The following is a 23,412-nucleotide window of genomic DNA, read 5'->3' as shown; positions in this document are numbered from 1 at the left end:
CCCCGATGACCGGGGGAACATTCTGGCTGACGGGCATCCTCGACGTGGCGGGCATCGCGGTCTTTGCGATGTCCGGCGCGCTGATGGCGGCGCGGGCCAGGCAGACGATGGTGACCTTCGCCTTCTTCGCCGCCGTGACGGGGATGGGCGGGGGCACGGTGCGCGATCTTCTGATCGGCGCGCCGGTCTTCTGGATGCACGAACCGATCTGGATCGCGACCTGCCTGTCGGTGGCGGTGCTGGTGTGGTTCCTGCCGAACCGGATGTGGCCGGTGCGGGCGGTCGAATGGTGCGATGCGGTGGGGCTTGCGGCCTATTCGGTCTATGGCGCGGCAAAGGCGCTGCAATACGGCATCCCGCCCTTGCCGGCGGCGGTGATGGGGGTGGTCACGGCCTGCCTTGGCGGGATCTTCCGCGATGTGCTGGCGGGCGTGCCCTCCATCGTGATCCGGCCGGAGATCTATGTCACCGCCGCCGCGGCGGCGGCGGCTGGGTTCGTGGTCTTGGTCTGGGCGGGCCTGCCGATGATCGTGGCGGCGCTGATCGCCGCCCCGGCGGGGTTCGCGCTCAGGGCGCTGGCCATCGCGCGGGGGCTGGCGCTGCCGGCCTATCGCCGCTGAGGCGTCAGACCGACACCGCCTGACGCATCCGCTCGCGCCCGAGTTCGTCCCGCGTGCCGCTGACATCGACCGCGCCGCGCCGCAGGACATAGACATGGTCGGCCATGTCATAGGCGAAGTCGAAATACTGCTCCACCAGCACGATCGCGATGTCGCCCTTGTCGCGCAGATAGCGGATGACGCGGCCGATCTGTTGGATGATGTTCGGCTGGATGCCCTCGGTCGGTTCGTCCAGAAGCAGCAGCTTTGGTTTCATCATCATGGCGCGGGCGATGGCAAGCTGCTGCTGCTGCCCGCCCGACAGATCGCCCCCCCGCCGATGGGCCATATCGGCCAGCACGGGGAACAGATCGTACACCTCTTCGGGGATGCGGTGGGGGCGGGGTTGCAGGGCAAAGGCGGTCTGCAGGTTCTCGGTCACGGTCAGCAGGGGGAAGATCATCCGGCCCTGCGGCACCACGGCCACGCCCTCGCGGGCCATCGCCTCGGGGCGCAGCACGGGCAGGTCGCGCCCGTCCAGCCGCAGGCTGCCGCCCGACCGCGGATGCGTGCCCGCGATCGCCTTCAAAAGCGAGGTCTTTCCGACGCCGTTATTGCCCATGATGCACGTCACCTCGCCCGCGCGGGCATCGAGGTCGATGCCGTGCAGGATCTGGCTTCCGCCGTAATGCAGCGTCAAATCGCGTATCGTCAGCATCTCATCCCCGCCCCAGATAGACGTCGATCACCTGCGGATCGGCGGTGACGTGATCCAGCGTTCCTTCCGCCAGAACCGCGCCTTCGTGCAGCACCGTCACCCGGCAATCGAGCCGCCGGACGAAATCCATGTCATGTTCGACGACCACCACGGCCCGCGTTTCGGCAAGGCGGCGCAAGAGGCGGGTCGTCTGTTCCCGCTCGGCCACGGTCATGCCGGCGGCGGGTTCGTCCACCAGCAGAAGGCGCGGTTCCTGCGCCAGCAGCATCCCGATCTCCAGCCATTGCTTCTGCCCGTGCGACAGCTCTCCGGCGATGCGGTCCGTCTGCGCCGAAAGGCCCACCTCGGCCGCGAGTTCGGCCACGCGCGCATGATCGGTCGCCGAGGGGCGAAAGCGCAGCACCGCCAGCGGATTGCGCGGCTTCTTCAGCGCCATGATGAGGTTGGCGGCGACGCTCTGATCCTCGAACACCGTGGGGCGCTGGAATTTGCGGCCGATCCCGGCGCGGGCGATCTGCGCCTCGTTCATCCGCAGGAGCGAGCGGGCCATCTCGCCGAAGAGCACGTCGCCGCTGTCGGGGCGGGTCTTGCCGGTGACGATGTCCATGAAGGTCGTCTTGCCCGCACCATTGGGGCCGATCACCGCCCGCAATTCGGCCGCGCCGATGGCGAAGGACAGGTTGTTGATCGCGCGGAATCCGTCGAAGCTGACGGAGATGCCGCGCACTTCCAAGAGCGCGCTCATTTCGGCCACCGGTCGAAGAGGCCGCCGATGCCCTTGGGCGCCAGCAGCGTGACGAGAACGAAGGTCAGCCCCAGCAGCACCTGCCACCAGTCCACCCAGTCGATGGTGTAGAAGCCGAGCGGGATCGACGGGGCGCGCCCGCCGGTGAACCAACTCGACAGCAGCGACACCGCCGCCGCCCCCAGCACCGCGCCGTAAAGCCGCCCGCGCCCGCCGATCGCCACCCAGACCGCAAGGTAGATGGAGGCGATGGGCATCATCTCGGCCGGGTTCACGATCCCGGCCTGCGGATAATAGAGCGCGCCCGCGATGGCCGCGATCACCGCGGTCAGGGTGAAGACGAAGAGCTTGAACCCCTCGACGGGATAGCCGAGGAAGCGGACGCGCTGTTCGTCGTCGCGGATGGCGCGGATCACGCTGCCGAAGGTGCCGCCCACGACATAGGCCGCCAGAAGATACCCCGCCGCCAGCGCCGCCGCCGAGGCCCAGAACAGCCACAGCGCCGTCACCGATTGCGGCGCGCTGACGCCCGGCAGGTTCTGCAGGCCCGACAGGCCGTTATTGCCGCGCAGCCCGCTGTCGTTCTGGAAGAGATAGAGCGCGAGCGCGAGCGTCATCGCCTGCGTCAGGATCGACAGATACACCCCCGTCACGCGGCTGCGGAAGGCCAACCAGCCGAACACCGCCGCCAGCAGCCCCGGCACCAGCACCACCAGCGCCAGTTGCAGCGGCAGCGCATGGGCGAAGCCCCAGATCCACGGGATATCGGTGCTGCCGACCACGCCGAACAGCTGCCCGCCGATGCCGGCGCGGATCTCTTCGGGGGTGGGGGGCAGGGTCTGACCGGACAGGGCCTGCACCACGATCGCCTCGGTCCGGGCATACATCAGCCACATGCCGATGAGGTAGCCGCCAAGCGCGAAGAACGCCATATGACCGAGCGACAGGATGCCGGTATAGCCCCAGACCACATCCATCGCGACGGCGGCGAGGCAGAGGCACAGCGTCATGCCCAGCGTCTTCACGAAGGATGTGGAGATGAGCCCCGTCCCCGCCAGCACCGTCACCAGCACGGTGAGGAACGCCAGCGCGGCGAGGAAGATGATCGTCGATCGGCGCATGTCAGTCCCCTGCCGCGCGGCCCTTCAGGGCGATGATGCCCCGTGGCCGGAACTGGATGAAGATGATGATGAAGAGGATCATGTAGGTCTGGGCGGCCAGCGTGTTGGAGGGGTTCATCCACTCGATCCCCTTTTGCAAAAAGCCGATCAGCGCCGCCCCGGCCAGCGTGCCGAAGATGCTGCCGACCCCGCCCACGACCACGGTCATGAAGCTTTGCACGATGTATTGCTGGCCGAGTTCGGAGGTGACCTGCGCGAAGAGGCCGATGGCCACCCCCGCGATCCCCGCGATGCCGGATCCGAGGCCGAAGGCCAGCATGTTGATGCGGCCCGGCGCGATCCCCATGCTCGCGGCCATGGAGGGGTTCTGCTGCACCGCCCGCACCTCCAGCCCCAGCCGGGTGCGGCGCATGATGAAGAGGTAGAGGCCGAGGAACAGCAGCGCCAGCACGAAGATCGCGATGCGGATCCAGCTGATCGACACCACGTCGTTGAGGGTGAGCGAACCCGAGAGCCAGCCCGGCGCCGTCAGCGGGCGGGCCTGCGTGCCGAAGATGTTCTTGGCCAGCTGCTGCAACATGATGGACACGCCGAAGGTCGCCAGAAGCGTCTCCAGCGGGCGGCGGTAGAGGTGGCGGATCACCAGCCGTTCCAGCGCCACCCCGGCCGCGAAGGCGACGGCGAAGGCCAGCGGCAGCGCGATCACGAGCGAGAGGGTGTAGTTCGGCACGACCTGCTGCACGGCATAGCCGATATAGGCGCCCATCATGATGAACTCGCCATGCGCCATGTTGATGACGCGTATCACGCCGAAGGTGATCGCGAGGCCGATCGCCGCGAGGAAATAGATCGAGGCGAGCGAGACGGCATCCATCGCCAGATCGGCAAAGCGCATCAGGCCGACCTTGGTGTCGATCCCGCGCAGGGCGGCGCGGGCGGCATCGGTCACGGCCTCTTCGGGTTCGGCATAGACATCGGCGATGGTGGCGGCGGCGAGGGCGGCGTCCACCTCGTCCTCGGTGGCGGCGGGGGGCACGGCGCCCGACGCCTCCAGCGCCTCATAGGCGGCATCGCGCGCGGCGCGGGTGTTCAGCGTGGCGACGGGGATGCCCGCGATGCGGCCATCCTCCACATGGGACAGAAGCGCCGCACGCTCCCCCTCGGGGGAGAGGCGGGCCGGGGCCAGATCGGCCGCGACCAAGAGATCGTAGGCGGCGGTGCGGCCGATTTCGTCCACCGGCACCTCGCGGGCGATGTTGCCGGGGGGCGGGCCGTCAAGGCTCACGACGCGCGTGGTGGCAAGGATCGGGTTCAGCGCCGCGCGCACGTCGATGGCGAGCGAGGCGCCGAAGCTCTGGATCGCGGCCACCCGCGCGGCGGGGTCCGGATCGAAGCGGATGGTCAAGAGCCGCTCGGTCCGGGCCATGGCGGGGTCGTCCCCTTCGGCCAAGGCGGCGCGCAGCAGCGGCAGATGTTCGGGGGCCGGATTGCGGGCGATGGCGGTCAGCGCCTCGGCGCGCTTGGCCGGATCGGCCAGTTGGAAGCGCACCCGCGCCGAGGCGATCAGCCCCCGCACCCCGGCATTGGGCCGCAGCATGGAGGCATCGCCCCCCACCGCCGCGCCGGTCAGATCGGTCAGCGTGCCATCCTCTTCGATCACGAAGCGCCCATCGGGCAGAAGGCCGAGGCGGCGTTCCTCCCATGCGGCAAGGATGCGCGCGGCGGCCGGATCGCCGCTGGCGGCCAGTTCGTCGATGACGGGGCCGATCGTCATCCGCGAGGGGCGTTCGATCTGATCGCGATGCGCCCGAAGAACGTCGGCGGCATCCTGTGCGGCGGCGGGAAAGGCCAGCATCACCGCCAGAAGAAGGGGAAGCAGAAACTGCACCATGCATCCATCCGGAAAGGGAAGGGGGCGCGCGGCCCCCCTCATGCGTCAGTAGTTCGATTTCTGCTGGATGCAGGTCTGCGTCTGGGTGTTGTACATGCCGCAATCGAGGTGTTCCCAATCGCTTTCCAGCGGGGCCGAGGCGGGCAGGTAGTCGGTCCATGCATCGCCCGCGACCGGCTCGGTCTGGCTGACGATGTCGAATTGGCCGTCGTCGCGGATCTCGCCGATCAGGACGGGCTTGGTCAGGTGGTGGTTCGGCAGCATCGTCGCCGTGCCGCCGGTCAGGTTCGGCACCTCTTGGCCATACATCGCCTCGCGGACGGTATCGACATCGGTGGTGCCCGCCTCTTCGACGGCCTGAACCCACATCTTGAAGCCGATCATCGTCGCTTCCATCGGATCGTTCGTCACCCGCGTGTCATCGCCGGTGAACGCGTGCCATTCCTCGATGAAGGCGGCGTTTTCGGGCGTGTCGGCGGATTCGAAGTAGTTCCACGCCGCCAGATGCCCCACGAGATCGGTCGTATCGAGGCCCGAAAGCTCCTCCTCGCCGACCGAGAAGGCGATCACCGGCAGATCGTCCGCCGAGACGCCCGCCGCCGCCAGTTCCTTGTAGAAGCCGATATTGGCATCGCCGTTGATGGTGGAGATGACGCCCACCTGCTTGCCATCCGCGCCGAGGGCCACGACATCGGCCACGATGCGCGACCAGTCCGATTGCCCGAAGGGGGTGTAGTTCACGAAGATGTCGCTCTCATCCACGCCCTTGTCCTTCAGATAGGCGTCGAGGATGTTGTTCGTCGTGCGCGGATAGACGTAATCGGTGCCCAGAAGGGCGAATTTCTCCACCCCCAGCTCGTTCATCATGTAATCCACGGCGGGGATCGCCTGCTGGTTCGGCGCGGCGCCGGTGTAGAACACGTTGCGCGAGGATTCCTCGCCCTCGTACTGCACGGGATAGAACATCAGCCCATCGAGTTCCTCCAGCACCGGCAGGACCGATTTGCGGCTGACCGAGGTCCAGCAGCCGAAGATCACGTCCACATCCGACACGGTCAGCAATTCGCGCGCCTTTTCGGCAAAGAGCGGCCAGTCCGAGGCCGGGTCCACGACCACCGCCTCCAGCGGGCGGCCCAGCACGCCCCCGGCCTTGTTCTGTTCGTCGATCAGCATCAGGACGGTGTCCTTCAGCGTCGTTTCCGAAATCGCCATCGTGCCCGAAAGCGAATGCAGAACGCCGATCTTGATCGGCTCTCCGGTCGGTTGGGCGATGGCCGCGCCAGCCGCCGTCAGCGCCACCGTCGCGGCGGTCGCGATGCCCTTCATGTCGAACATGGTCCCGTTCCCCCTGTGCTGCGCCCCCCATCGGACGCGTCATGTCGTGCCGGTCCTGTGCGGCCGGTTGTCTTCGGTGGTAGGATCACGGCTTCGTGCGCGGCAATGCGGCTGTTTGACGAAGGGCGCGGATTTCAGGCATCTGCACAATCATGCGGCATCCGCATAGGATGGTGCCCGATCCGCAGGCATATCGGGGGCGGCAAAGTTTCGCGTTGTGCCGCCCGCGTGCGGCCCTATCCTGCCGCCCGTCACCCGCCCCCCTGTAGGAGGATTCCCCATGACGCGCACTTGCCTTCTGACCGGCGCCAGCCGCGGCATCGGCCATGCCACGGTCAAGATCCTCCAACGCGAGGGATGGCGCGTGCTGACCGTCTCGCGGCAGCCCTTCTCCGAGGAATGCCGCTGGCCCGGCGCGCGCGAAAGCCACATTCAGGCCGACCTGTCGGACCTGTCGGCGATCCCGGCGCTGGCGGCCGATGTGCGCTCGCGCCTGCCGGATGGGGAACTGGCCGCGCTGGTGAACAACGCGGGCATCTCGCCTAAGGGGGCGGAGGGGGCGCGCCTTGGCGTGGCCGCGACGGATGCGGGCACATGGGCGCAGGTGCTGAACGTGAACCTCGTCTCCATCGCGCTGCTGGTGCAGGAGCTCTTGCCGGAACTGACGAAGGCGCGGGCGTCCGTCGTCAACGTCACCTCCATCGCCGGATCGCGGGTGCATCCCTTCGCGGGGGTCGCCTATGCCGCATCCAAGGCGGGGCTGGCGGCCCTGACGCGGGAACTGGCGCATGAGTTCGGCCCCCTCGGCATCCGCTCCAACGCCATTTCCCCCGGCGAGATCGCGACCTCCATCCTGTCGCCGGGAACGGATGGGCTGGTGCAGCGCGAGGTGCCGCTCCAGCGCCTCGGCACCACCGAGGAAGTGGCGCGCACGATCCATTTCCTGTGCACCGACGCCTCGTCCTATATCAACGGCGCCGAGATCCACATCAATGGCGGTCAGCACGTCTGACGCGGGTGCGCTCTTGCCAAGTGGCAATCGCGGGTATCTGATCGGCGGCGTGCGGCCCTGCGGTGGCCGCGTGCACAGCGACAGGACCACCCATGACCCACCTTCCCAATTCGCTTCAGGGGCGCGACATCCGCTTTCTGATGCATCCCGTCACCAATGCACGCGCGCATGAACGCACCGGCCCCTTGGTGATCGCCCGCGGCGAAGGGGTGCGCGTCTTCGACGAGGACGGCAACGCCTATATCGAGGGGATGGCCGGGCTGTGGAGCGTGGCGCTCGGCTTTTCCGAACCGCGGCTGGTGGAGGCGGCGACGCGCCAGATGGAGCGGCTGCCCTATATGCACCTCTTCTCCTCGCGCGGGCAGGAGCCGTCGATCGCGCTGGCGGAAAAGCTGGTGCAGATGACGCCCGAGGGGCTGGACCGGGTGCATTTCACCAATTCGGGGTCCGAGGCGAACGACACCGTCATCAAGATGGTCTGGTTCTGGAACAACGCCATCGGGCGGCCGGAGAAGAAGAAGTTCATCGCGCGGCTGAAGGGCTATCACGGGATCACGATCGGGTCGGGATCGCTGACCGGGCTGCCGGGGAACCACAAGGGGTTCGACCTGCCGCTGGATTTCGTGCGCCACGTCTCCACCCCGCATCACTGGCGCGAGGCCCATGAGGGCGAGAGCGAGGAGGCCTTCTCGGACCGGCTGGCGGCGGAACTGGAGGCGGTGATCCTTGCCGAAGGGCCCGGCACCGTCGCCGCCTTCATCGCCGAGCCGCTGGTGGGGGCGGGCGGCGTGATCGAACCGCCTGCGGGCTATTGGCGAAAGGTGCAGGAGGTCTGCCGCCGCCACGACGTGCTGATCGTCGCGGACGAGGTGATCAACGGCTTCGGGCGCACCGGGCGCATGTTCGCCTGCGAGACCTATGACATCGCGCCGGACATCCTCGTGCTGTCCAAGCAGATCACCTCCTCCTATCAGCCGCTGGCGGCGATCGTGTTCAGCGACCGCATCTATCAGGGGATCGCCGACGGATCGGAACGGCTCGGCACCTTCGGGCATGGTTTCACCACGGCGGGCCATCCCGTGGCGACCGCCGTCGCGCTGGAGAACCTCGCCATCATCGAGGAACGGGGGCTGGTGGAGCATGCCGCCGCGATGGGGCGCATCCTTCAGGCGGGTCTGCGCCGCCACGCGGATCATCCCCATGTCGGCGAGGTGCGCGGCACCGGCCTGATCGCGGCGGTGGAGTTCGTGGAGGACAAGGCCGCCAAGCAGGGCAGCACCCCGCCGGGCCGTCTGGCGCAGGCCGTCGCCGCCGCCGCGCAACGCAACGGGCTGTTGCTCCGCCCGATCGGAGAGGCGGTGTGCTTCTGCCCGCCGCTCATCATCACCGAGGCCGAGATGGAGGAGCTTCTGGAGCGGTTCGCCCGCGCGATGGGCGAGGTGTTCGGCGCATGAACGATCTGGCCCCCGTCATCGCCGCCGACAAGGCGCATGTCTGGCATCACATGATGCAGCACAAACCCTTCGAGACATCGGACCCGCGCATCATCGTCGAGGGGAAGGGCGCGCATGTCTGGGATGCGGCGGGGCGGCGTTTTCTGGACGCCGTCTCGGGCGGGGTCTGGACGGTGAATGTCGGCTATGGCCGCACCAGCATCGCCGATGCGGTGCGCGATCAATTGGTGCGGATGAACTATTTCGCACAGGCGGCAGGCTCGATCCCGGCGGCGCTGTTCGCCGAACGGATCACGGCGAAGATGCCGGGGCTGTCGCGCGTCTATTACGGCACCTCGGGGTCGGAGGCGAACGAGAAGGTGTTCAAGATGGTGCGCCAGATCTCGGCGCGCCATCACGGCGGGGGCAAATCGAAGATCCTCTACCGCGAGCGGGATTACCACGGCACCACGCTCGGCACGCTGGCGGCCTGCGGCCAGCCCGAGCGTGCGGCCCAATACGGCCCCTTCCCGGATGGGTTCGTGGAGGTACCGCATTGCCTTGAATACCGCGCGCAATGGGACGATCCGGATTACGGGCGCCGCGCCGCCGACGCGATCGAGGAGGTGATCCTGCGCGAGGGGCCGGAGACGGTCGGCCTTCTGTGCCTCGAACCCGTGACGGCGGGGGGCGGGGTGATCGTGCCGCCCGCCGGCTATTGGGACCGGGTGCAGGAGATCTGCCGCCGCTACGACATCCTTTTGCATATCGACGAGGTGGTCTGCGGGCTGGGCCGTACCGGGGAATGGTTCGGCTATCAGCATTTCGGGATCCAGCCCGATTTCGTGACCATGGCGAAGGGCGTCGCCTCGGGCTATGCCGCCATCGCGCTGACCGTCACCACCGAAGCCGTGTTCGAGCGGTTCAAGGACGAGGCCGACCCGCTGGCCCATTTCCGCGACATCTCCACCTTCGGGGGCTGCACGGCGGGGCCGGCGGCGGCGCTGGAGAATATGCGCATCATCGAGGAGGAGAACCTTCTGGAGAATACGCGCGCGATGGGGGCGCGGCTGATGGCGAACCTTCGCGCATTGCAATCGCGCCATGCGGTGATCGGCGATGTGCGGGGGCTTGGCCTTTTCCAAGGGGTGGAGCTGGTCGCCGACCGTGCCACCCGCCATCCCGCCGAGGAACGGCTGGTCGCCCGCGTCGTGGCCGAATGCGCCGCCGAAGGGGTGATCATCGGGATGACGAACCGCTCGCTTCCGGGGATGAACAACACGCTTTGCCTCAGCCCGCCGCTGATCGTGACGGAGGAGGACATCGACACCATCACCGCCGCCATCGACACCGCGCTGAGCCGCGTATTCGGCGGGGCCGGGGCATGATCGTCGCCGTCCACACCCCGTCCGAGGCGCGGACCGCCGATTGGTGCGCCATGCTGGCCGAACGGTTGCCCGATTGGCGGGTGCAGCCGATGAATGCGGTGACCGATCCCGCCGCCGTCCGCTATGCCGTGGTGTGGAAGCCGGGGACGGGGCGGCTTGCGGCCTTTGCGGGGCTGAAGGCCATCATCTCCATCGGGGCGGGGATCGACCATTTGCTGGAGGATGCGGCCCTGCCCGATGTGCCGGTGATCCGCACCGTGGGCACCGATCTGACGCAGCGGATGAACGAATACGTCGCGCTGCATGTGCTGCGCCATCATCGCGGGATGCCCGCGCTGCGGGCGGCGCAGGCCCAAAGGCGGTGGCAGCCGGTGGTGATGCCCGCCGCGCCGGATCGGCGCGTGGGGGTGATGGGCCTCGGCAATCTGGGCGCGGCGGCAGCGGGGCTGCTGGCGGCGATCGGGTTCGATGTCGCGGGATGGTCGCGCAGCCCGCGCGCGGTGCCGGGCGTGCGCGGCTTTGCCGGGGAGGCGGGGCTGGCGCCGTTTCTGGAGGGGACCGAGATCCTCGTGAACCTTCTGCCGCTGACCGAAGAGACGCGCGGCATCCTCGATGCGGGGCTGATGGCGCGGCTGGCGCCGGGCGCGGCGCTGATCAATGCCGCCCGCGGCCCGCACCTGGTGGAGGAGGATCTTCTGGCCGCGCTTGCCAGCGGGCAGATCGGCGGCGCGACGCTGGATGTGTTCCATGTCGAACCCCTGCCGCCCGAACATCCGTTCTGGACCCATCCGGGCGTGACGGTGACGCCGCATGTCGCCTCGTTGATCGACCCGCCGACGGGCAGCCGGATCATCGCGCGCAACCTGCGCATCTTCGAGGAAACCGGCACCGCCCCCGACATCGCCGATCTGCGACGCGGCTACTGAATCGCGCCGCCGGATGCGTATATCGGTGCCGTGACGTAGTTGAATATTCGGGCAGACTCGAAAACGGCATTGCACTGAGGTGGAATGTCGCCCCACTGTCATGCAATCTGGGGTAGTAAAAACTCTCATATCCGCGCTATTTTAACTTTTGTTTAGCAAGTGAGAGGGTGATGCGATGCCAGTGACTACCGTCAATATGTTCTATCTTGGGAACGAACCGGATATCGATCCCGTAGAACGGACCTATCTTGCCGGAAACGCCTCCGATCTGAACGGCCTGACTGCGACGAACACGGGCACGCTCCGCCTTGTCAGCATCACGCTGGACGATACCAATTCCACCGGAGCGATCGAGGACAACGACGCGATCAATTCCGGCACCACCGACACGATGACCTACGATCTGGGCAGCGGCAGCGTGACGGCGCGGTCGGATTCCACGGTCGTGGCGAACGTGATCCTGACGCTGGGCGACGGGACCGTGCTCGGGAACAGCCCTGGAAGCCGGGTAGAAGCGCTGATCGTGCAGACGACGAATGGCGATGTGTTCGTCACCGACCTGCTGAATGCGGGAACGTTGGACAATCTGAACATCCAGTCGATCCAGATCGAATCCATCACCAACGCCAACTCTTCAGGGTTCTTCGTCGATCAGTCGGTGGATGCATCGCGCGTGGTGTGTTTCGCGGCGGGTACGCTGATCGCCACCCCGAACGGCGACGTGCCGGTGGAGACGCTCTCGGTCGGGGATATGGTCTCCACCGCCGATGGCAGGGCGGAGCCGGTGCGCTGGATCGGCTCGCGCCGCTTCACCGCCGCGCAGATGGAGGGGAATGCAGGGCTGCGCCCGATCCGCATCCGCGCGGGCGCGCTTGGCGCGTCGCTGCCCATGGATGATCTGGTGGTGTCGCCGCAGCACCGGGTGCTGGTGAAATCGCGCATCGCGGCGAACATGTTCGGCACGTCCGAAGTGCTGGTCGCGGCCAAGCAGCTTCAGGGGATCGACGGGATCGACCCGGCCGAGGATCTGACCGAGGTCGAGTACTTCCACTTCATGTTCGACCGGCACGAGGTCGTCATCTCCAACGGTGCGGCGACTGAAAGCCTGCATACCGGCCCCGAGGCGCTGAAATCCCTTGGCCCGGACGCGCTGGCGGAGGTGTTCACCATCTTCCCCGAGCTTCGGGACACGGACACCGAGGCGCAGCGCGAAGCCGCCCGCCGCCTCCTGAACGGCCGCGAGGGCCGCGATCTGGCGCAGCGCCACGCGAACCGCAACCGCGAGTTGCTGGAACTCCACGCTTGAACGCCGCGCCCCTGCCGGGGTCGGCGGGGGCGTCGCTATGCGGTGGGCAGACCGTCGACGATGACGATATGCGCGGTGCAGGCCCCGGCCCGTGCCGCGCGGGCCGCGGTATATTCGGGCGAGTCGTAGCAGGCCCGCGCCGCCGCCAGATCCGGGAACGCAATCACGACATGCCGCTCCAGGGTGGGGCCTTCCAACGTGACGTTATCCCCGCCACGCGCGAGGAATTGCGCCCCATGCGCCGCGAAGGCCGCCGGGGCCAAGGCCTGATACCCGGCATAGGCGGCGGGATCGGTGACGGTGACATGGGCGATCCAATAGGCGGGCATCAGGTTCGGGCCTCCGTATCCGTTTTCAGAAGAGCCTCGGCGATCTGGGCCGCCTCGGTCAGATGATCGTGCACGGCCTGAGCGGCCGAAGCCCCGTCCCCAGCCAGAATCGCCGCCGCGATGCGCGCCATGCGCGCAGGCCCCGACACGCGCCGTTCATCCGAGGCCAGCGTCAACGCCCGCAGGCGCGAGATGCGGCTGTTGAGGCGGCGGACGATATCCCATGCGACATCGTGGCCGGCGCATAGGAAGATGATTTCGTAGAAATCGGTGCTTGCCTGATAGAGCCGCGCGGCATCGGACCGGCGCGCGGCCTCCTCGAGCGCGGTCTGTGCGGCGGTCAGCCGGTCCCGATCGGCGGGGGTGATCAAGCGGGCGCAGTCGGCGGCGGCCTCGGCCTCCAGCAGGCGGCGAATCGCATAGATCTGCCGCGCCTGCGCCCAATCGAGGGGGGCGACGATCGGGCCGATGCGGGGCGCGATCTCCACCAGACCCTCGGCCTCCAGATAGCGGATCGCTTCGCGCACCACGGTGCGGGACACGCCCAACTGATCGCCCAGCACACGTTCGACGAGCCGATCGCCGGACCGAAAACGCCCCGCGATGATCGCCGAACGCAACCGGTCGACGGCGATTTCCCTCAGGGTTTGAGGGGCATGAGAGATCCGCAGATCGGTATCTTGGGTGTGTTCCATGCGGCGAGATTAGCGGCTGTGCGATTGCGTGGCAATGGTTCGTTGACAGGCCGTATTATGGTATGCCAACGTACCATCATTGAATTGAGGACCCACGCCATGACCGCGACCATCCGCAAGACACTCCTTTCCATCGAAACGACGCTGATCGAGGGCGGCCGCGAGGCGCCCCGCCCGCTGAAGCTGATCGCGGCAGCAGCCGTCATCCGCAATCCTTGGGCGGGGATGGGCTTCGTCGAGGATCTGAAGCCCGGCATCCATGACGCCGCGCCGGGCCTTGGCGAGCTGCTTACGGGGATGATCCTCGATGCGGCGGGCGGCGGCGCGGCGGTGGAGGGGTATGGCAAGGCCGCCGTCTGCGGGCTGAACGGCGAGGTGGAGCATGCCTCGGCGCTGATCCACACGCTGCGCTTTGGCAACCATTACCGTCAGGCGGTGGGCGCCAAGACCTATCTGGCCTTCACCAACACCCGCGGCCCGGCCAACTGCCCGATCATGATCCCGCTGATGGACAAGAACGACGAGGGCCGCCGCTCCCATTATCTGACGATCCAGTTCGCGATGCCGGATGCGCCGGCCGCCGACGAGATCGTCGTCGCGCTTGGCGCGTCGATCGGCGGGCGCCCGCATCACCGGATCGGCGACCGTTATCAGGACCTGAAGGATCTCGGCCATGATGTCACGAACCCTGCTGCTGTCTGACGGCCTGACGGTCCGCGCGCTGGAGGCCGGGCAGGGCGCTCCGGTCCTGTTGATCCATGGCGTCGGCCTGCGGGCCGAGGTCTGGGCCCCGCAGATCGCCGCCCTGTCGCAGACGCATCGGGTGATCGCGGTGGACATGCCGGGCCATGGCGAGAGCGATCCGCTTCCGGCGGGCGCGCGGCTTCCGGACTATGTGGCTTGGGGCGCGCGGGTGATCGATGCGCTGGATGCCGGGCCGATCGCCGTGGCGGGCCATTCGATGGGCTCCCTGATCGCGGCAGGTCTCGCAGTGGAGCATCCGGCCCTCGTCGAGCGGGTCGCGCTGATCAGCGGTGTGCATCGCCGCGGGGATGCCGCGCGCGCGGCGGTCATCGCCCGCGCCCATGACATCGCGGCCGGTCGCGGCAGCGTGGAGGCACCGCTGGCACGCTGGTTCTCTGCCGGGGAAGAGGCGCTGCGGGACAAGGTCGCGGGCTGGCTTTCCTCCGTAAGCCCGGAAGGATATGCGGCGGCCTACCGCGCGTTTGCCGAAGGGGATGGCGTCTATGCGGATCGTCTGTCGCAGATCGCCTGTCCGGCGCTGGTGCTGACCGGCGCGGGCGATGCCAATTCCACCGCCGAGATGACGCGAACCATGGCGGCGATGATGCCCCAAGGGCGCGCCGTCGTGATCGAAGGGCACCGCCACATGGTCGGGCTGACCGCGCCCGACGCGGTGAACGCCGCTTTCCTCGAATTCCTCGCGCCGCAAGAGGTGGGGATATGAGCGTTCACGATCCCCGCGCGCTGCGCGACGCATTCGGCTGCTTCATGACCGGGGTGACGGTGGTCACGGCCGAGGATCCTTCGGGGGCGCCGGTGGGCTTCACGGCCAATTCCTTCGCCTCGGTGTCGTTGGATCCGCCGCTTCTTCTGGTGTCGATCGCGCGCGGGTCGCGCAACCTTGCGGCGTTCCGCGCAGCCGAGGGTTTTGCCGTGAACATCCTCGCCGAGGATCAGAAGGACATCTCGTCCGTCTTCGCCCGCCCGGTCGAGGATCGGTTCGCCGGCCTCGACTGGCGGCGCGGCCCGGTCGGCGCGCCCGTCATCGCGGGGGTGTCGGCGTGGTTCGACTGTCACATGCACGAACGGGTGGAGGCGGGCGATCATGTGATCCTGATCGGCCGGATCGGTGGGTTCGATGCGACGCCTGCGCCCGGCCTTGGATATTACCGTGGCGGATATATCGCCCCGCCGCGCCCCGCACTCTGAAAGGAACGACGCATGAAATTCTCGCTCTTCGTGCATATGGAACGCGTCAAACCGGACGAATCCGAACGCAAGCTCTATGAGGAGATGCTGGAGCTTTGTCGCATGGCCGACGAGGGCGGCATGCACGCCATCTGGACCGGCGAGCATCACGCGATGAGCTTCACCATCGCGCCGAACCCGCTGCTGAACCTTGTGGACATTGCCCGGCGCACGAAGAATGTGCGGCTTGGCACCGGCACCGTGATCGCGCCCTTCTGGCATCCGATCAAGCTGGCGGGCGAGGCGGCGATGACCGACATCATCACCGATGGGCGGCTGGAACTGGGGATCGCGCGCGGCGCCTACAGCTATGAATACGAACGGATGGTGCCGGGGCTGGATGCGTGGAACGCGGGCGCCCGCATGCGCGAGTTGATCCCGGCGGTGAAGGGCCTTTGGGAGGGCGATCACACCCTCGACGGGACGTATTGGCAATATCCCTCCACGAGTTCGGCCCCCAAGCCGTTGCAGCAGCCGCACCCGCCGATCTGGGTTGCGGCGCGCGATCCGAACAGCCACGATTTCGCGGTGGCCAACGGGTGCAACGTGCAATGCACGCCGCTGCACATGGCCCATGACGAAGTGGTGAGCCTGATGGACCGCTTCAACGCCGCCTGCGAGGCCCATCCCGAGGTTCCGCGCCCCAAGATCATGCTGCTTCAGCATGGCTATGTCGCGGCGGATGCGGCGGATGCCGATCGCGGCGCCGACGAGTTGAACACCTTCTACAACTACTTCGGTTCGTGGTTCATGAATCGGCGTCCCGTCTCGCAGGGGTTGATCCAGACGCTGACCCCCGAAGACATCGCGGCCCATCCCTTCTACAGCCCCGAGGCGATGCGGCAGAACCTGCTGATCGGCGAGGCGCCCGAGGTGATCGAACGCCTGAAGGTCATCGAAACGCTTGGCTATGATGAATTCGCGTTCTGGATCGACAGCGGCATGAGCTTCGAGCGCAAGCGCGACAGTCTGCGCCGTTTCATCGACGATGTGATGCCCGCTTTCGCCTGAGGATGCCCATGGAACATTTCCGCCAATATGTCGACGGTGCCTTCGAAGAGGGCGCGGTTCGGTTCGCCAGCCTCGATCCCGCGACGGGAACGCCTTGGGCGGAGATGCCGGGGGCGGCCCCGGCGGATATGGACCGCGCGGTGCGGGCTGCGGACCGGGCCTTTCATGCGCCCGCTTGGGCAGGGCTGTCGGCGACGGCGCGGGGCCGGCTCCTCGCGCGGCTGGCCGATCTCGTGCAGGAGGCCGCCCCCCGGCTTGCCGCCTTGGAGACGCGCGATACCGGCAAGATCATCCGCGAAACGACGGCCCAGATCGCCTATGTCGCCGAGTATTACCGTTACTATGCCGGGCTGGCCGACAAGATCGAAGGCGCACATCTGCCCATCGACAAGCCCGATATGGAGGTGTGGCTGCGCCGCGAACCCGTGGGGGTGGTTGCCGGGATCGTGCCGTGGAACAGCCAGCTGTTCCTGTCGGCGGTGAAGCTTGGCCCCGCATTGGCGGCGGGGTGCACGATCGTGCTGAAGGCGAGCGAGGAAGGCCCCGCGCCGCTGCTGGCCTTTGCCGAACTGGTGCATGAGGCCGGTTTCCCGCCGGGGGTCGTGAACATCCTGACGGGCGGGCCGGAGGCGGGCGCGGCACTCGTATCCCATCCGCTGGTGGCGCATGTCGCCTTTACCGGTGGGCCGCAGACCGCGCGCCACATCGTGCGCGCTTCAGCCGAGAATCTGGCCCGGACCTCGTTGGAACTGGGGGGCAAGTCGCCCTTCATCGTGTTCGAGGATGCCGATCTGGACAGCGCGGCCAATGCGCAGGTTGCGGGGATCTTCGCCGCGACGGGGCAAAGCTGCGTGGCGGGTTCGCGCCTTCTGGTGCAGCGCGGCATCAAGGACGCCTTCGTCGCGGCCCTGACGGCCAAGGCCGAAGCGGCGCGCATCGGCGCACCCGGCGACATGACGACCGAGATCGGCCCCCTGTGCACCCTGCGCCAACGCGAGGCGATCGAACGCATCGTCGCGCAGTCCCAGCAGGCGGGCGCGCGTCTGGTGACGGGCGGCACGGTTCCGGCGGGCGAGGGGTTCTTCTATCCGCCGACCATCCTCGATTGCACGGACGCGCCCGAAGCCCCGTGCGTCACCCAAGAGATGTTCGGCCCCGTGCTGTCGGTCGTCGCGTTCGATACCGAAGAGGACGCGGTGCGGCTTGCGAATGCGACGCCGTATGGGCTGGCCTCGGGCGTGTTCACGCAAAACCTGACGCGGGCGCACCGGATGGTTCGGAACATCCGGGCCGGCATCGTCTGGGTCAATACATACCGCGCCGTTTCGCCCATCGCGCCCTTTGGCGGGCATGGGTTGTCCGGTCATGGCCGCGAAGGCGGGCTGGCGGCGGCGCTCGATTACACGGCGGTAAAGACCGTGTGGCTGCGCACCTCCGATGATCCGATCCCGGATCCCTTCGTGATGCGCTGATCCGAACCCGGCCGACAGATGCCGGGGCGGAGACGATAGACCTGAACAACAGCGGAGTGACGATCATGAAACATGCCCTTCTTCTTGCTACCGCCTTTGGATGTGCGGCCATGACCGCCAGCGCGGATGAGCTTGTCTTCTCCTCTTGGGGGGGGACGACGCAGGACGCGCAGGCCGAACACTGGGCCGGCCCCTTCACCGAACAGACCGGCATCACCGTCCTGAACGATGGCCCGACCGATTACGGCAAGATCAAAGCCATGGTGGAGGCCGGGTCCGTCGCATGGGATGTCGCGGATGTCGAATTCGACTGGGCGCTGCAGGCCGGTCAACAGGGCCTTTTGGAACCGCTCGACTTTTCGGTGATCGACCGTGACGCGCTCGATCCGCGCTTCGTGTCCGATTATGCCGTCGGCTCGTTCTATTACTCCTTCGTGCTGGGCTACAATCCGGCGAGCTTCGGGGCCGATACGCCCGCCTCGCTGGCGGACCTCTTCGACACGGAGCGTTTTCCGGGCAAGCGCACCTTCTACAAATGGTCGGCGCCGGGCGTGATCGAGGCGGCGCTGCTGGCCGATGGCGTGCCCGCCGATGAACTCTATCCGCTCGATCTCGATCGGGCATTCGCCAAGCTCGATACGATCAAGTCGGACATCATCTGGTGGTCGGGCGGTGCGCAGAGCCAGCAGTTGATCGCCTCGGGCGAGGCGCCGATGGGCCTGTTGTGGAACGGCCGCCTTTCGGCCTTGCAGGCGGACGGTCTGGATGTCGGCATCGTGTGGGATCAGAACATCACCGCGGCCGATGCCCTCGTCGTGCCGAAGGGCGCCCCCGATCGCGAGGCGGCGATGCGCTTCATCGCTGCGGCGACGGCGGCGCAGCCGCAGGCCGATTTCGCGGCCGCCACCGGCTATGCCCCGATCAACGTCGATTCCCCGGCCTTGATGGATCCCGAACTGCGCGCCACGCTGCCCGATGCGCAATCCGCGCCGCAGGTGAATGCCGACATGGCCTATTGGGCCGAACACCGCGACGAGATCGGCACCCGCTGGTACGCCTGGCAGGCGCAATGAGGTTTCGCCGGGGCGGCCCATGAGCGTCGCCCCGGTCCCGTCGTCCATCGAGGTATCGGACATGCGCATCTTCCCCATCGGCCGCCTGCGCGGCACCGGCATCGGGTTCGGCCTGCCGGCCATCCTGTTGCTCTTGGCCTTCTTCGTCGTGCCTGTGGCGCTGCTGCTGGCGCGGTCGGTGACCGAACCGCAGCTGGGCTGGCAGAACTATGCGGCGCTTCTTGGCTCGTCCACCTATGCCAAGGTGTTCTTCAACACCTTCTTCGTGGCGGGCGTGGTGACGGCGATCACGGTGCTGATCGCGTTTCCGGTGGCTTGGGCGCTGGTGATCATGCCCAAGGGCTGGTCGGCGGTGGTCTTTGCCGTGATCCTGCTGTCGATGTGGACGAACCTTCTGGCCCGGACCTATGCGTGGATGGTGCTGTTGCAGCAGACGGGGCTGATCAACCGGATGCTGATGTCCACGGGTCTGATCGACCGGCCGCTGCAACTGACGAACAATCTGGTCGGGGTCACGATCGGCATGGTCTATATCATGCTGCCCTTCATGATCCTGCCGCTGATGGGGGTGTTGAAGAAGATCGACCCCGCGATCCTGCAGGCGGCGGCGCTGTGCGGGGCGACCAAATGGCAGGCGCTGCGGCGCGTGCTGCTGCCGCTGGCAACGCCGGGGATCGCCTCCGGGGCGCTGATGGTGTTCGTGATGTCGCTGGGCTATTTCGTCACGCCCTCGCTTCTGGGGGGTGCGTCGAACATGATGCTGGCCGAACTGATCGCCCAGCAGGTCCAAAGTCTTGTGAATTGGGGGATGGGCGGTGCGGCGGCCTTCGTGCTGCTGGTGGTGACGCTGGCGCTCTATGCCGTGCAGCTGCGCTTCTTCGACCGTGGGGAGGCCCGCTGATGCTGCTGGATTTCGACAAGCTGGGGGCGTGGAAATGGGCCTTGGCGGGCATTTGCGCCCTGATGACGCTGTTTCTGCTGCTGCCGATCCTGTTCATCGTCGCGCTGTCCTTCGGCAGTTCGCGCTGGCTCATCTTTCCGCCGCCGGGCTGGACGCTGAAATGGTACGAAGAGCTGTTCGCCGATCCGCGTTGGCTGGGCGCGGCGCTGACCTCGGCCAAGATCGGGCTGATCGTCACGGTGCTGTCGGTGGCCCTCGGGCTGCTGGCGTCGATGGCGCTGGTGCGCGGCACGTTCAAGGGCCGCGCGGTGCTGCGGGCCTTCTTCCTGACGCCGATGATCCTGCCGGTGATCATCGTGGCCGTCGCGCTCTATGCTGCATTCCTGCGCATGGGGCTGAACGGCACGCTGGTCGGCTTCGTGATCGCGCATCTCGTGGTGGCGCTGCCGTTTTCCATCGTCACCATTTCCGGGGCGCTCGAGACGTTCGACCCCGCGATCGAGGATGCCGCGATCCTGTGCGGTGCCAGCCCGTGGGAGGCGCGGCTGCGCGTGACCCTGCCGGGCATCAGCCATGGCCTCTTCTCGGCCGCGATCTTCTCCTTCCTCATCTCGTGGGATGAGGTGGTGCTGGCGATCTTCATGGCCTCTCCCAGCCTGCAAACGCTTCCGGTCAAGGTCTGGACGACGCTGCGCCAAGACTTGACGCCGGTGATCGCCGCCGCCTCGACCCTTCTCGTTGCGCTGACGGTGCTTCTGATGATCGCCGCCGCCCTGATCCGCAAAGGTAAGACCCGATGACGACTCCCTTCCTTCACATCAACGGCCTTCGCAAGACCTATGGCGATGTCGTGGCGACCGACCATGTCGAGATTTCCGTCGCGGAGGGCGAGTTCATGACCTTCCTCGGTCCCTCGGGGTCGGGAAAATCGACCACGCTCTATATCCTCGCGGGGTTTCAGGATCCGACGGCGGGGGACATCCGGCTGCGCGGTCAGTCGGTGCTGGCGACGCCGCCGCACAAGCGCAACATCGGGATGGTGTTTCAACGCTATACCCTGTTCCCGCATCTGAGCGTGGGCGAGAACGTGGCCTTCCCCCTTCGGGTGCGCCGCGTCGCGCAGGCCGAGATCGCCGAGCGGGTGCGCCGTGCGCTGAAGCTGGTGCGCCTCGAGGGGTTCGAAGATCGGCTGCCCGCGAAGATGTCGGGCGGTCAGCAGCAGCGCGTCGCCTTGGCCCGCGCGCTGATCTACGATCCGCCGGTCCTGTTGATGGACGAACCGCTTTCGGCCCTCGACAAGAAGCTGCGCGAAGAGATCCAGCACGAGATCCGCCGCATCCACCAGGCGACCGGGGTGACGATCCTCTATGTGACCCACGATCAGGAGGAGGCGCTGCGCCTGTCGGATCGCATCGCCGTCTTCAACCGCGGGCGGATCGAGCAGATCGGCACGGGGCCGGAACTCTATGCCCGTCCCGCAACGCGGTTCGTTGCCGATTTCGTCGGTGACAGCGCGTTCCTTCCGGGCCGGTTGGAGAGTGTCGCAGGTGGAACGGCTGCACTGCGCTTTGCCGATGGCACGCTGGTGCGCGGTGTGCCGCTGCATGGCACCCCCGGCGCGGATGGTGCGGCGGAGCTGATGCTCCGGCCCGAACGCGCGGAGCTTTCCACTGCGGCGGGCGCGGACGGTGCCTCGCTGCCCGTCACGGTCGAGGATATCACGTTCTTGGGCAACAACACCGCCGTTGCGGTCCGCACGGGTTGGGGCGATGCGCTGTCGGTGCGGCTCGATTATGGCCATCCGCTGGCCGGTACCATCGCACGCGGCGACCGGCTGCATGTGCATTGGGCACCCGAAGCCGCGCATGCCTTCGCGAGCTAGGGCATAGCCCGCTGCACAACATAACTCCGGTTATGCCAGATGCCCCATGAAACGACGCCGCCCCAAAAGGGCGGCGTTATTCTTTGCGGGCAATTCCGGGATCAGCCGAAAATCGCGTTGCAGAGCAGCAGCATGATCAGCGCCGAGAGCCATGCCAGCGTGGTCGGAACCGACCACAGCAGCATCTGGTGTTTGGCGTTCTTCACACCGAGCATCCGGTTGATCACCCAGAAGTAGCTGTCGTTGAAATAGCCGAACACCATCGAGCCGATGGCCGCGGCCTGAGCGGCGAACACCATGTTGACATCGGGCATCCCCATCAGGATCGGGGCCGAGATCGACGCGCCGGTGATCATCGCCACCGTTCCCGACCCTTGGATCAGGCGCACCAGCGACGAGATCACGAACGGGATCAGGATCGCGGGGATCGGCAGGCCGGCCACGGTCGCGCCGATGACATCGCCCGCCCCCGAGGCGCGCAGGACGGCACCGAGGGCGCCGCCCGCCCCCGTCACCAGAAGGATGATGCCCGCGCTTTCGACGCCCTGCTCCATATAGGCGATGGCGTCGGTGCGGGGCACCCGCGGGATGAGCGTATAGACCGCGACCAGCAGGCCGAGACCCACCGCGATGACCGGGTTGCCGACGAACGAGAAGAGCTGCACCAGCAGCGTATTCGCCAGTTCGGGATTGCCCGATGTCTTGACGAAGAAGTTCGCCAGCGTGTTCAGGAAGATCAGCGCGATCGGCAGCACCAGCGGCAGGATCGACAGGAACAAGGACGGCAGTTCCTTCTGCCGCTCGGTCGCGGCCTCTTCGAACTGACGATAGGCCGCGCCCACATCCTCGCCCGTGTCGTCGAGGATCATCTTCTCCAGCCGCGGACCCATGACGCGGCCATAAAGAACGAACACCGCCATGCCGGGCAGTGTGAAGACGATGCCCCAAAGGATCATCAGACCGATATCGACCCCATAGATCCCGGCGACGCCCAGCGGGCCGGGTGTCGGCGGGACGGCGTGGTGCGTCAGCACCAAACCGCCGGCAAGGCTGATCCCCAGCGTCAGGATCGATTTGCCCGTCGAGCGGGCGAGCGCCTTGATCAGCGGCGTCAGGATGACGAAGGCGCTGTCGCAGAAGATCGGGATCGACACGACATAGCCCGTCAGGACCATGGCCCAATCCTCGCGCCGCTTACCGACCCAGCGGATCAGCGAATAGGCCATCTGTTCGGCAGCGCCGGAGATTTCGAGCACGCGGCCCATCATCACCCCGAACCCGATCACGAGACCGATGGTGGACAGCGTGGTGCCGAAGCCTGTCGTGATCGCCGAGATCACATCGGCGGGCAACATGCCCCCGATCAGACCGGCGATCGATGCTGCGATGACAAGGGCCACGACCGCGTGGACCTTGGTCTTGACGACCAGAAAGATCAGCAGGGCGATCGCTATGACCAACCCCGCGATCAACTGGAACTCCATTCCGGGTTCCGCCATGTTCTTCCTCCCATTTCGCCCCCTATGGGGGCGCCCTCATTCTGTGTATGTGCCGATCCTCCATCCGAAGGGCCGGGCCGCTTT

General features: G+C 67.0%; 22 protein-coding genes and 1 pseudogene. 15 read left to right on the top strand and 8 right to left on the bottom strand.

What is annotated here, in order from left to right; translation table 11 throughout:
- Window positions 1-5: 5 nt before the first annotated feature.
- The gene (locus GR316_RS12650; protein WP_211785373.1) at window positions 6-620 is read left to right on the top strand and encodes a trimeric intracellular cation channel family protein; all 615 of its coding nucleotides are present in this window, start codon (window positions 6-8) and stop codon (window positions 618-620) included.
- A 4-nt stretch (window positions 621-624) separates the two neighbouring features.
- Here GR316_RS12650 and urtE read toward each other — a convergent pair whose 3' ends face one another.
- Genes urtE through urtA form a run of 5 tightly spaced genes read right to left on the bottom strand, consistent with a single transcriptional unit; the run spans window position 625 to window position 6,400 of the window.
- The gene (urtE, locus tag GR316_RS12645; RefSeq protein WP_211785372.1) at window positions 625-1,317 is read right to left on the bottom strand and encodes an urea ABC transporter ATP-binding subunit UrtE; all 693 of its coding nucleotides are present in this window, start codon (window positions 1,315-1,317) and stop codon (window positions 625-627) included.
- A gap of 1 nt (window position 1,318) precedes the next feature.
- Window positions 1,319-2,062 (bottom strand): urea ABC transporter ATP-binding protein UrtD, encoded by a 744-nt coding sequence (gene urtD / locus GR316_RS12640; protein ID WP_211785371.1) that lies wholly within the window; start codon window positions 2,060-2,062, stop codon window positions 1,319-1,321.
- Window positions 2,059-3,183, bottom strand: a complete 1,125-nt coding sequence (gene urtC, locus GR316_RS12635; protein WP_211785370.1) for an urea ABC transporter permease subunit UrtC — start codon at window positions 3,181-3,183, stop codon at window positions 2,059-2,061. The genes urtD and urtC overlap by 4 nt, the downstream gene beginning before the upstream one ends.
- A gap of 1 nt (window position 3,184) precedes the next feature.
- Window positions 3,185-5,071 carry an urea ABC transporter permease subunit UrtB gene (gene urtB, locus GR316_RS12630; RefSeq protein WP_211785478.1) on the bottom strand — a complete coding sequence of 629 codons (1,887 nt, stop codon included), beginning with the start codon at window positions 5,069-5,071 and terminating at the stop codon, window positions 3,185-3,187.
- A 48-nt stretch (window positions 5,072-5,119) separates the two neighbouring features.
- Window positions 5,120-6,400, bottom strand: coding sequence for an urea ABC transporter substrate-binding protein (gene urtA / locus GR316_RS12625; protein WP_390625204.1), 1,281 nt, complete (start codon window positions 6,398-6,400; stop codon window positions 5,120-5,122).
- 289 nt (window positions 6,401-6,689) lie between these two features.
- Here urtA and GR316_RS12620 point away from each other — a divergent pair, with 289 nt between their 5' ends.
- The 5 genes from GR316_RS12620 to GR316_RS12600 all read left to right on the top strand — a co-directional run bounded on the left by GR316_RS12620 (window position 6,690) and on the right by GR316_RS12600 (window position 12,474).
- Complete coding sequence (locus tag GR316_RS12620; protein ID WP_211785368.1) at window positions 6,690-7,421, top strand: SDR family NAD(P)-dependent oxidoreductase; 732 nt, start codon at window positions 6,690-6,692, stop codon at window positions 7,419-7,421.
- A gap of 92 nt (window positions 7,422-7,513) precedes the next feature.
- A complete protein-coding gene (locus GR316_RS12615; RefSeq protein ID WP_211785367.1) occupies window positions 7,514-8,875 on the top strand; it encodes an aspartate aminotransferase family protein in 1,362 nt (453 codons plus the stop codon).
- Window positions 8,872-10,242 (top strand): aminotransferase family protein, encoded by a 1,371-nt coding sequence (locus tag GR316_RS12610; protein WP_211785366.1) that lies wholly within the window; start codon window positions 8,872-8,874, stop codon window positions 10,240-10,242. The genes GR316_RS12615 and GR316_RS12610 overlap by 4 nt, the downstream gene beginning before the upstream one ends.
- A complete protein-coding gene (locus GR316_RS12605; RefSeq protein WP_211785365.1) occupies window positions 10,239-11,168 on the top strand; it encodes a 2-hydroxyacid dehydrogenase in 930 nt (309 codons plus the stop codon). Before GR316_RS12610 ends, GR316_RS12605 begins: the two co-directional genes overlap by 4 nt.
- Before the next feature lie 175 nt (window positions 11,169-11,343).
- The gene (locus GR316_RS12600; RefSeq protein WP_249218864.1) at window positions 11,344-12,474 is read left to right on the top strand and encodes a Hint domain-containing protein; all 1,131 of its coding nucleotides are present in this window, start codon (window positions 11,344-11,346) and stop codon (window positions 12,472-12,474) included.
- A gap of 35 nt (window positions 12,475-12,509) precedes the next feature.
- Here the strand turns inward: GR316_RS12600 and GR316_RS12595 are convergent, their stop codons facing one another.
- Together GR316_RS12595 and GR316_RS12590 are read right to left on the bottom strand one after the other, a co-directional pair.
- Window positions 12,510-12,803, bottom strand: a complete 294-nt coding sequence (locus GR316_RS12595; RefSeq protein ID WP_211785364.1) for a DUF1330 domain-containing protein — start codon at window positions 12,801-12,803, stop codon at window positions 12,510-12,512.
- Window positions 12,803-13,498: a GntR family transcriptional regulator gene (locus GR316_RS12590; protein WP_211785363.1), complete on the bottom strand. Its 696-nt coding sequence runs from the start codon at window positions 13,496-13,498 to the stop codon at window positions 12,803-12,805. The genes GR316_RS12595 and GR316_RS12590 overlap by 1 nt, the downstream gene beginning before the upstream one ends.
- 99 nt (window positions 13,499-13,597) lie before the next feature.
- Here GR316_RS12590 and GR316_RS12585 point away from each other — a divergent pair, with 99 nt between their 5' ends.
- The 9 genes and pseudogenes from GR316_RS12585 to GR316_RS12545 all read left to right on the top strand — a co-directional run bounded on the left by GR316_RS12585 (window position 13,598) and on the right by GR316_RS12545 (window position 21,829).
- A complete protein-coding gene (locus tag GR316_RS12585; protein ID WP_211785362.1) occupies window positions 13,598-14,200 on the top strand; it encodes an amino acid synthesis family protein in 603 nt (200 codons plus the stop codon).
- Window positions 14,172-14,966: an alpha/beta fold hydrolase gene (locus GR316_RS12580; protein WP_211785361.1), complete on the top strand. Its 795-nt coding sequence runs from the start codon at window positions 14,172-14,174 to the stop codon at window positions 14,964-14,966. The genes GR316_RS12585 and GR316_RS12580 overlap by 29 nt, the downstream gene beginning before the upstream one ends.
- A pseudogene (locus tag GR316_RS12575) lies at window positions 14,963-15,433 on the top strand (flavin reductase family protein); the annotation flags it as partial. The gene GR316_RS12580 and the pseudogene GR316_RS12575, both read left to right, overlap by 4 nt.
- A 30-nt stretch (window positions 15,434-15,463) precedes the next feature.
- Window positions 15,464-16,501 carry an LLM class flavin-dependent oxidoreductase gene (locus GR316_RS12570; protein ID WP_211785470.1) on the top strand — a complete coding sequence of 346 codons (1,038 nt, stop codon included), beginning with the start codon at window positions 15,464-15,466 and terminating at the stop codon, window positions 16,499-16,501.
- Window positions 16,502-16,509: 8 nt separating this feature from the next.
- Window positions 16,510-17,973 (top strand): aldehyde dehydrogenase, encoded by a 1,464-nt coding sequence (locus GR316_RS12565; RefSeq protein WP_211785469.1) that lies wholly within the window; start codon window positions 16,510-16,512, stop codon window positions 17,971-17,973.
- Between the two features lie 65 nt (window positions 17,974-18,038).
- On the top strand, window positions 18,039-19,046 hold the full coding sequence (locus GR316_RS12560; protein WP_211785468.1) for an ABC transporter substrate-binding protein: 1,008 nt from the start codon (window positions 18,039-18,041) through the stop codon (window positions 19,044-19,046).
- A gap of 61 nt (window positions 19,047-19,107) precedes the next feature.
- A complete protein-coding gene (locus GR316_RS12555; RefSeq protein WP_313797052.1) occupies window positions 19,108-19,947 on the top strand; it encodes an ABC transporter permease in 840 nt (279 codons plus the stop codon).
- Window positions 19,947-20,747, top strand: a complete 801-nt coding sequence (locus tag GR316_RS12550; RefSeq protein ID WP_211785466.1) for an ABC transporter permease — start codon at window positions 19,947-19,949, stop codon at window positions 20,745-20,747. The genes GR316_RS12555 and GR316_RS12550 overlap by 1 nt, the downstream gene beginning before the upstream one ends.
- Window positions 20,744-21,829 (top strand): ABC transporter ATP-binding protein, encoded by a 1,086-nt coding sequence (locus GR316_RS12545; RefSeq protein ID WP_211785465.1) that lies wholly within the window; start codon window positions 20,744-20,746, stop codon window positions 21,827-21,829. The genes GR316_RS12550 and GR316_RS12545 overlap by 4 nt, the downstream gene beginning before the upstream one ends.
- Window positions 21,830-21,930: 101 nt before the next feature.
- Here GR316_RS12545 and GR316_RS12540 read toward each other — a convergent pair whose 3' ends face one another.
- A complete protein-coding gene (locus GR316_RS12540; protein WP_249218872.1) occupies window positions 21,931-23,328 on the bottom strand; it encodes a GntP family permease in 1,398 nt (465 codons plus the stop codon).
- Window positions 23,329-23,412: the final 84 nt, after the last annotated feature.

Source organism: Falsirhodobacter algicola (assembly GCF_018279165.1).
In the GTDB taxonomy this organism is placed as follows: domain Bacteria; phylum Pseudomonadota; class Alphaproteobacteria; order Rhodobacterales; family Rhodobacteraceae; genus Falsirhodobacter; species Falsirhodobacter algicola.
The sequence above is the reverse complement of the archived record's forward strand: the minus strand, read 5'-3'. Positions and strand labels throughout refer to the sequence as shown.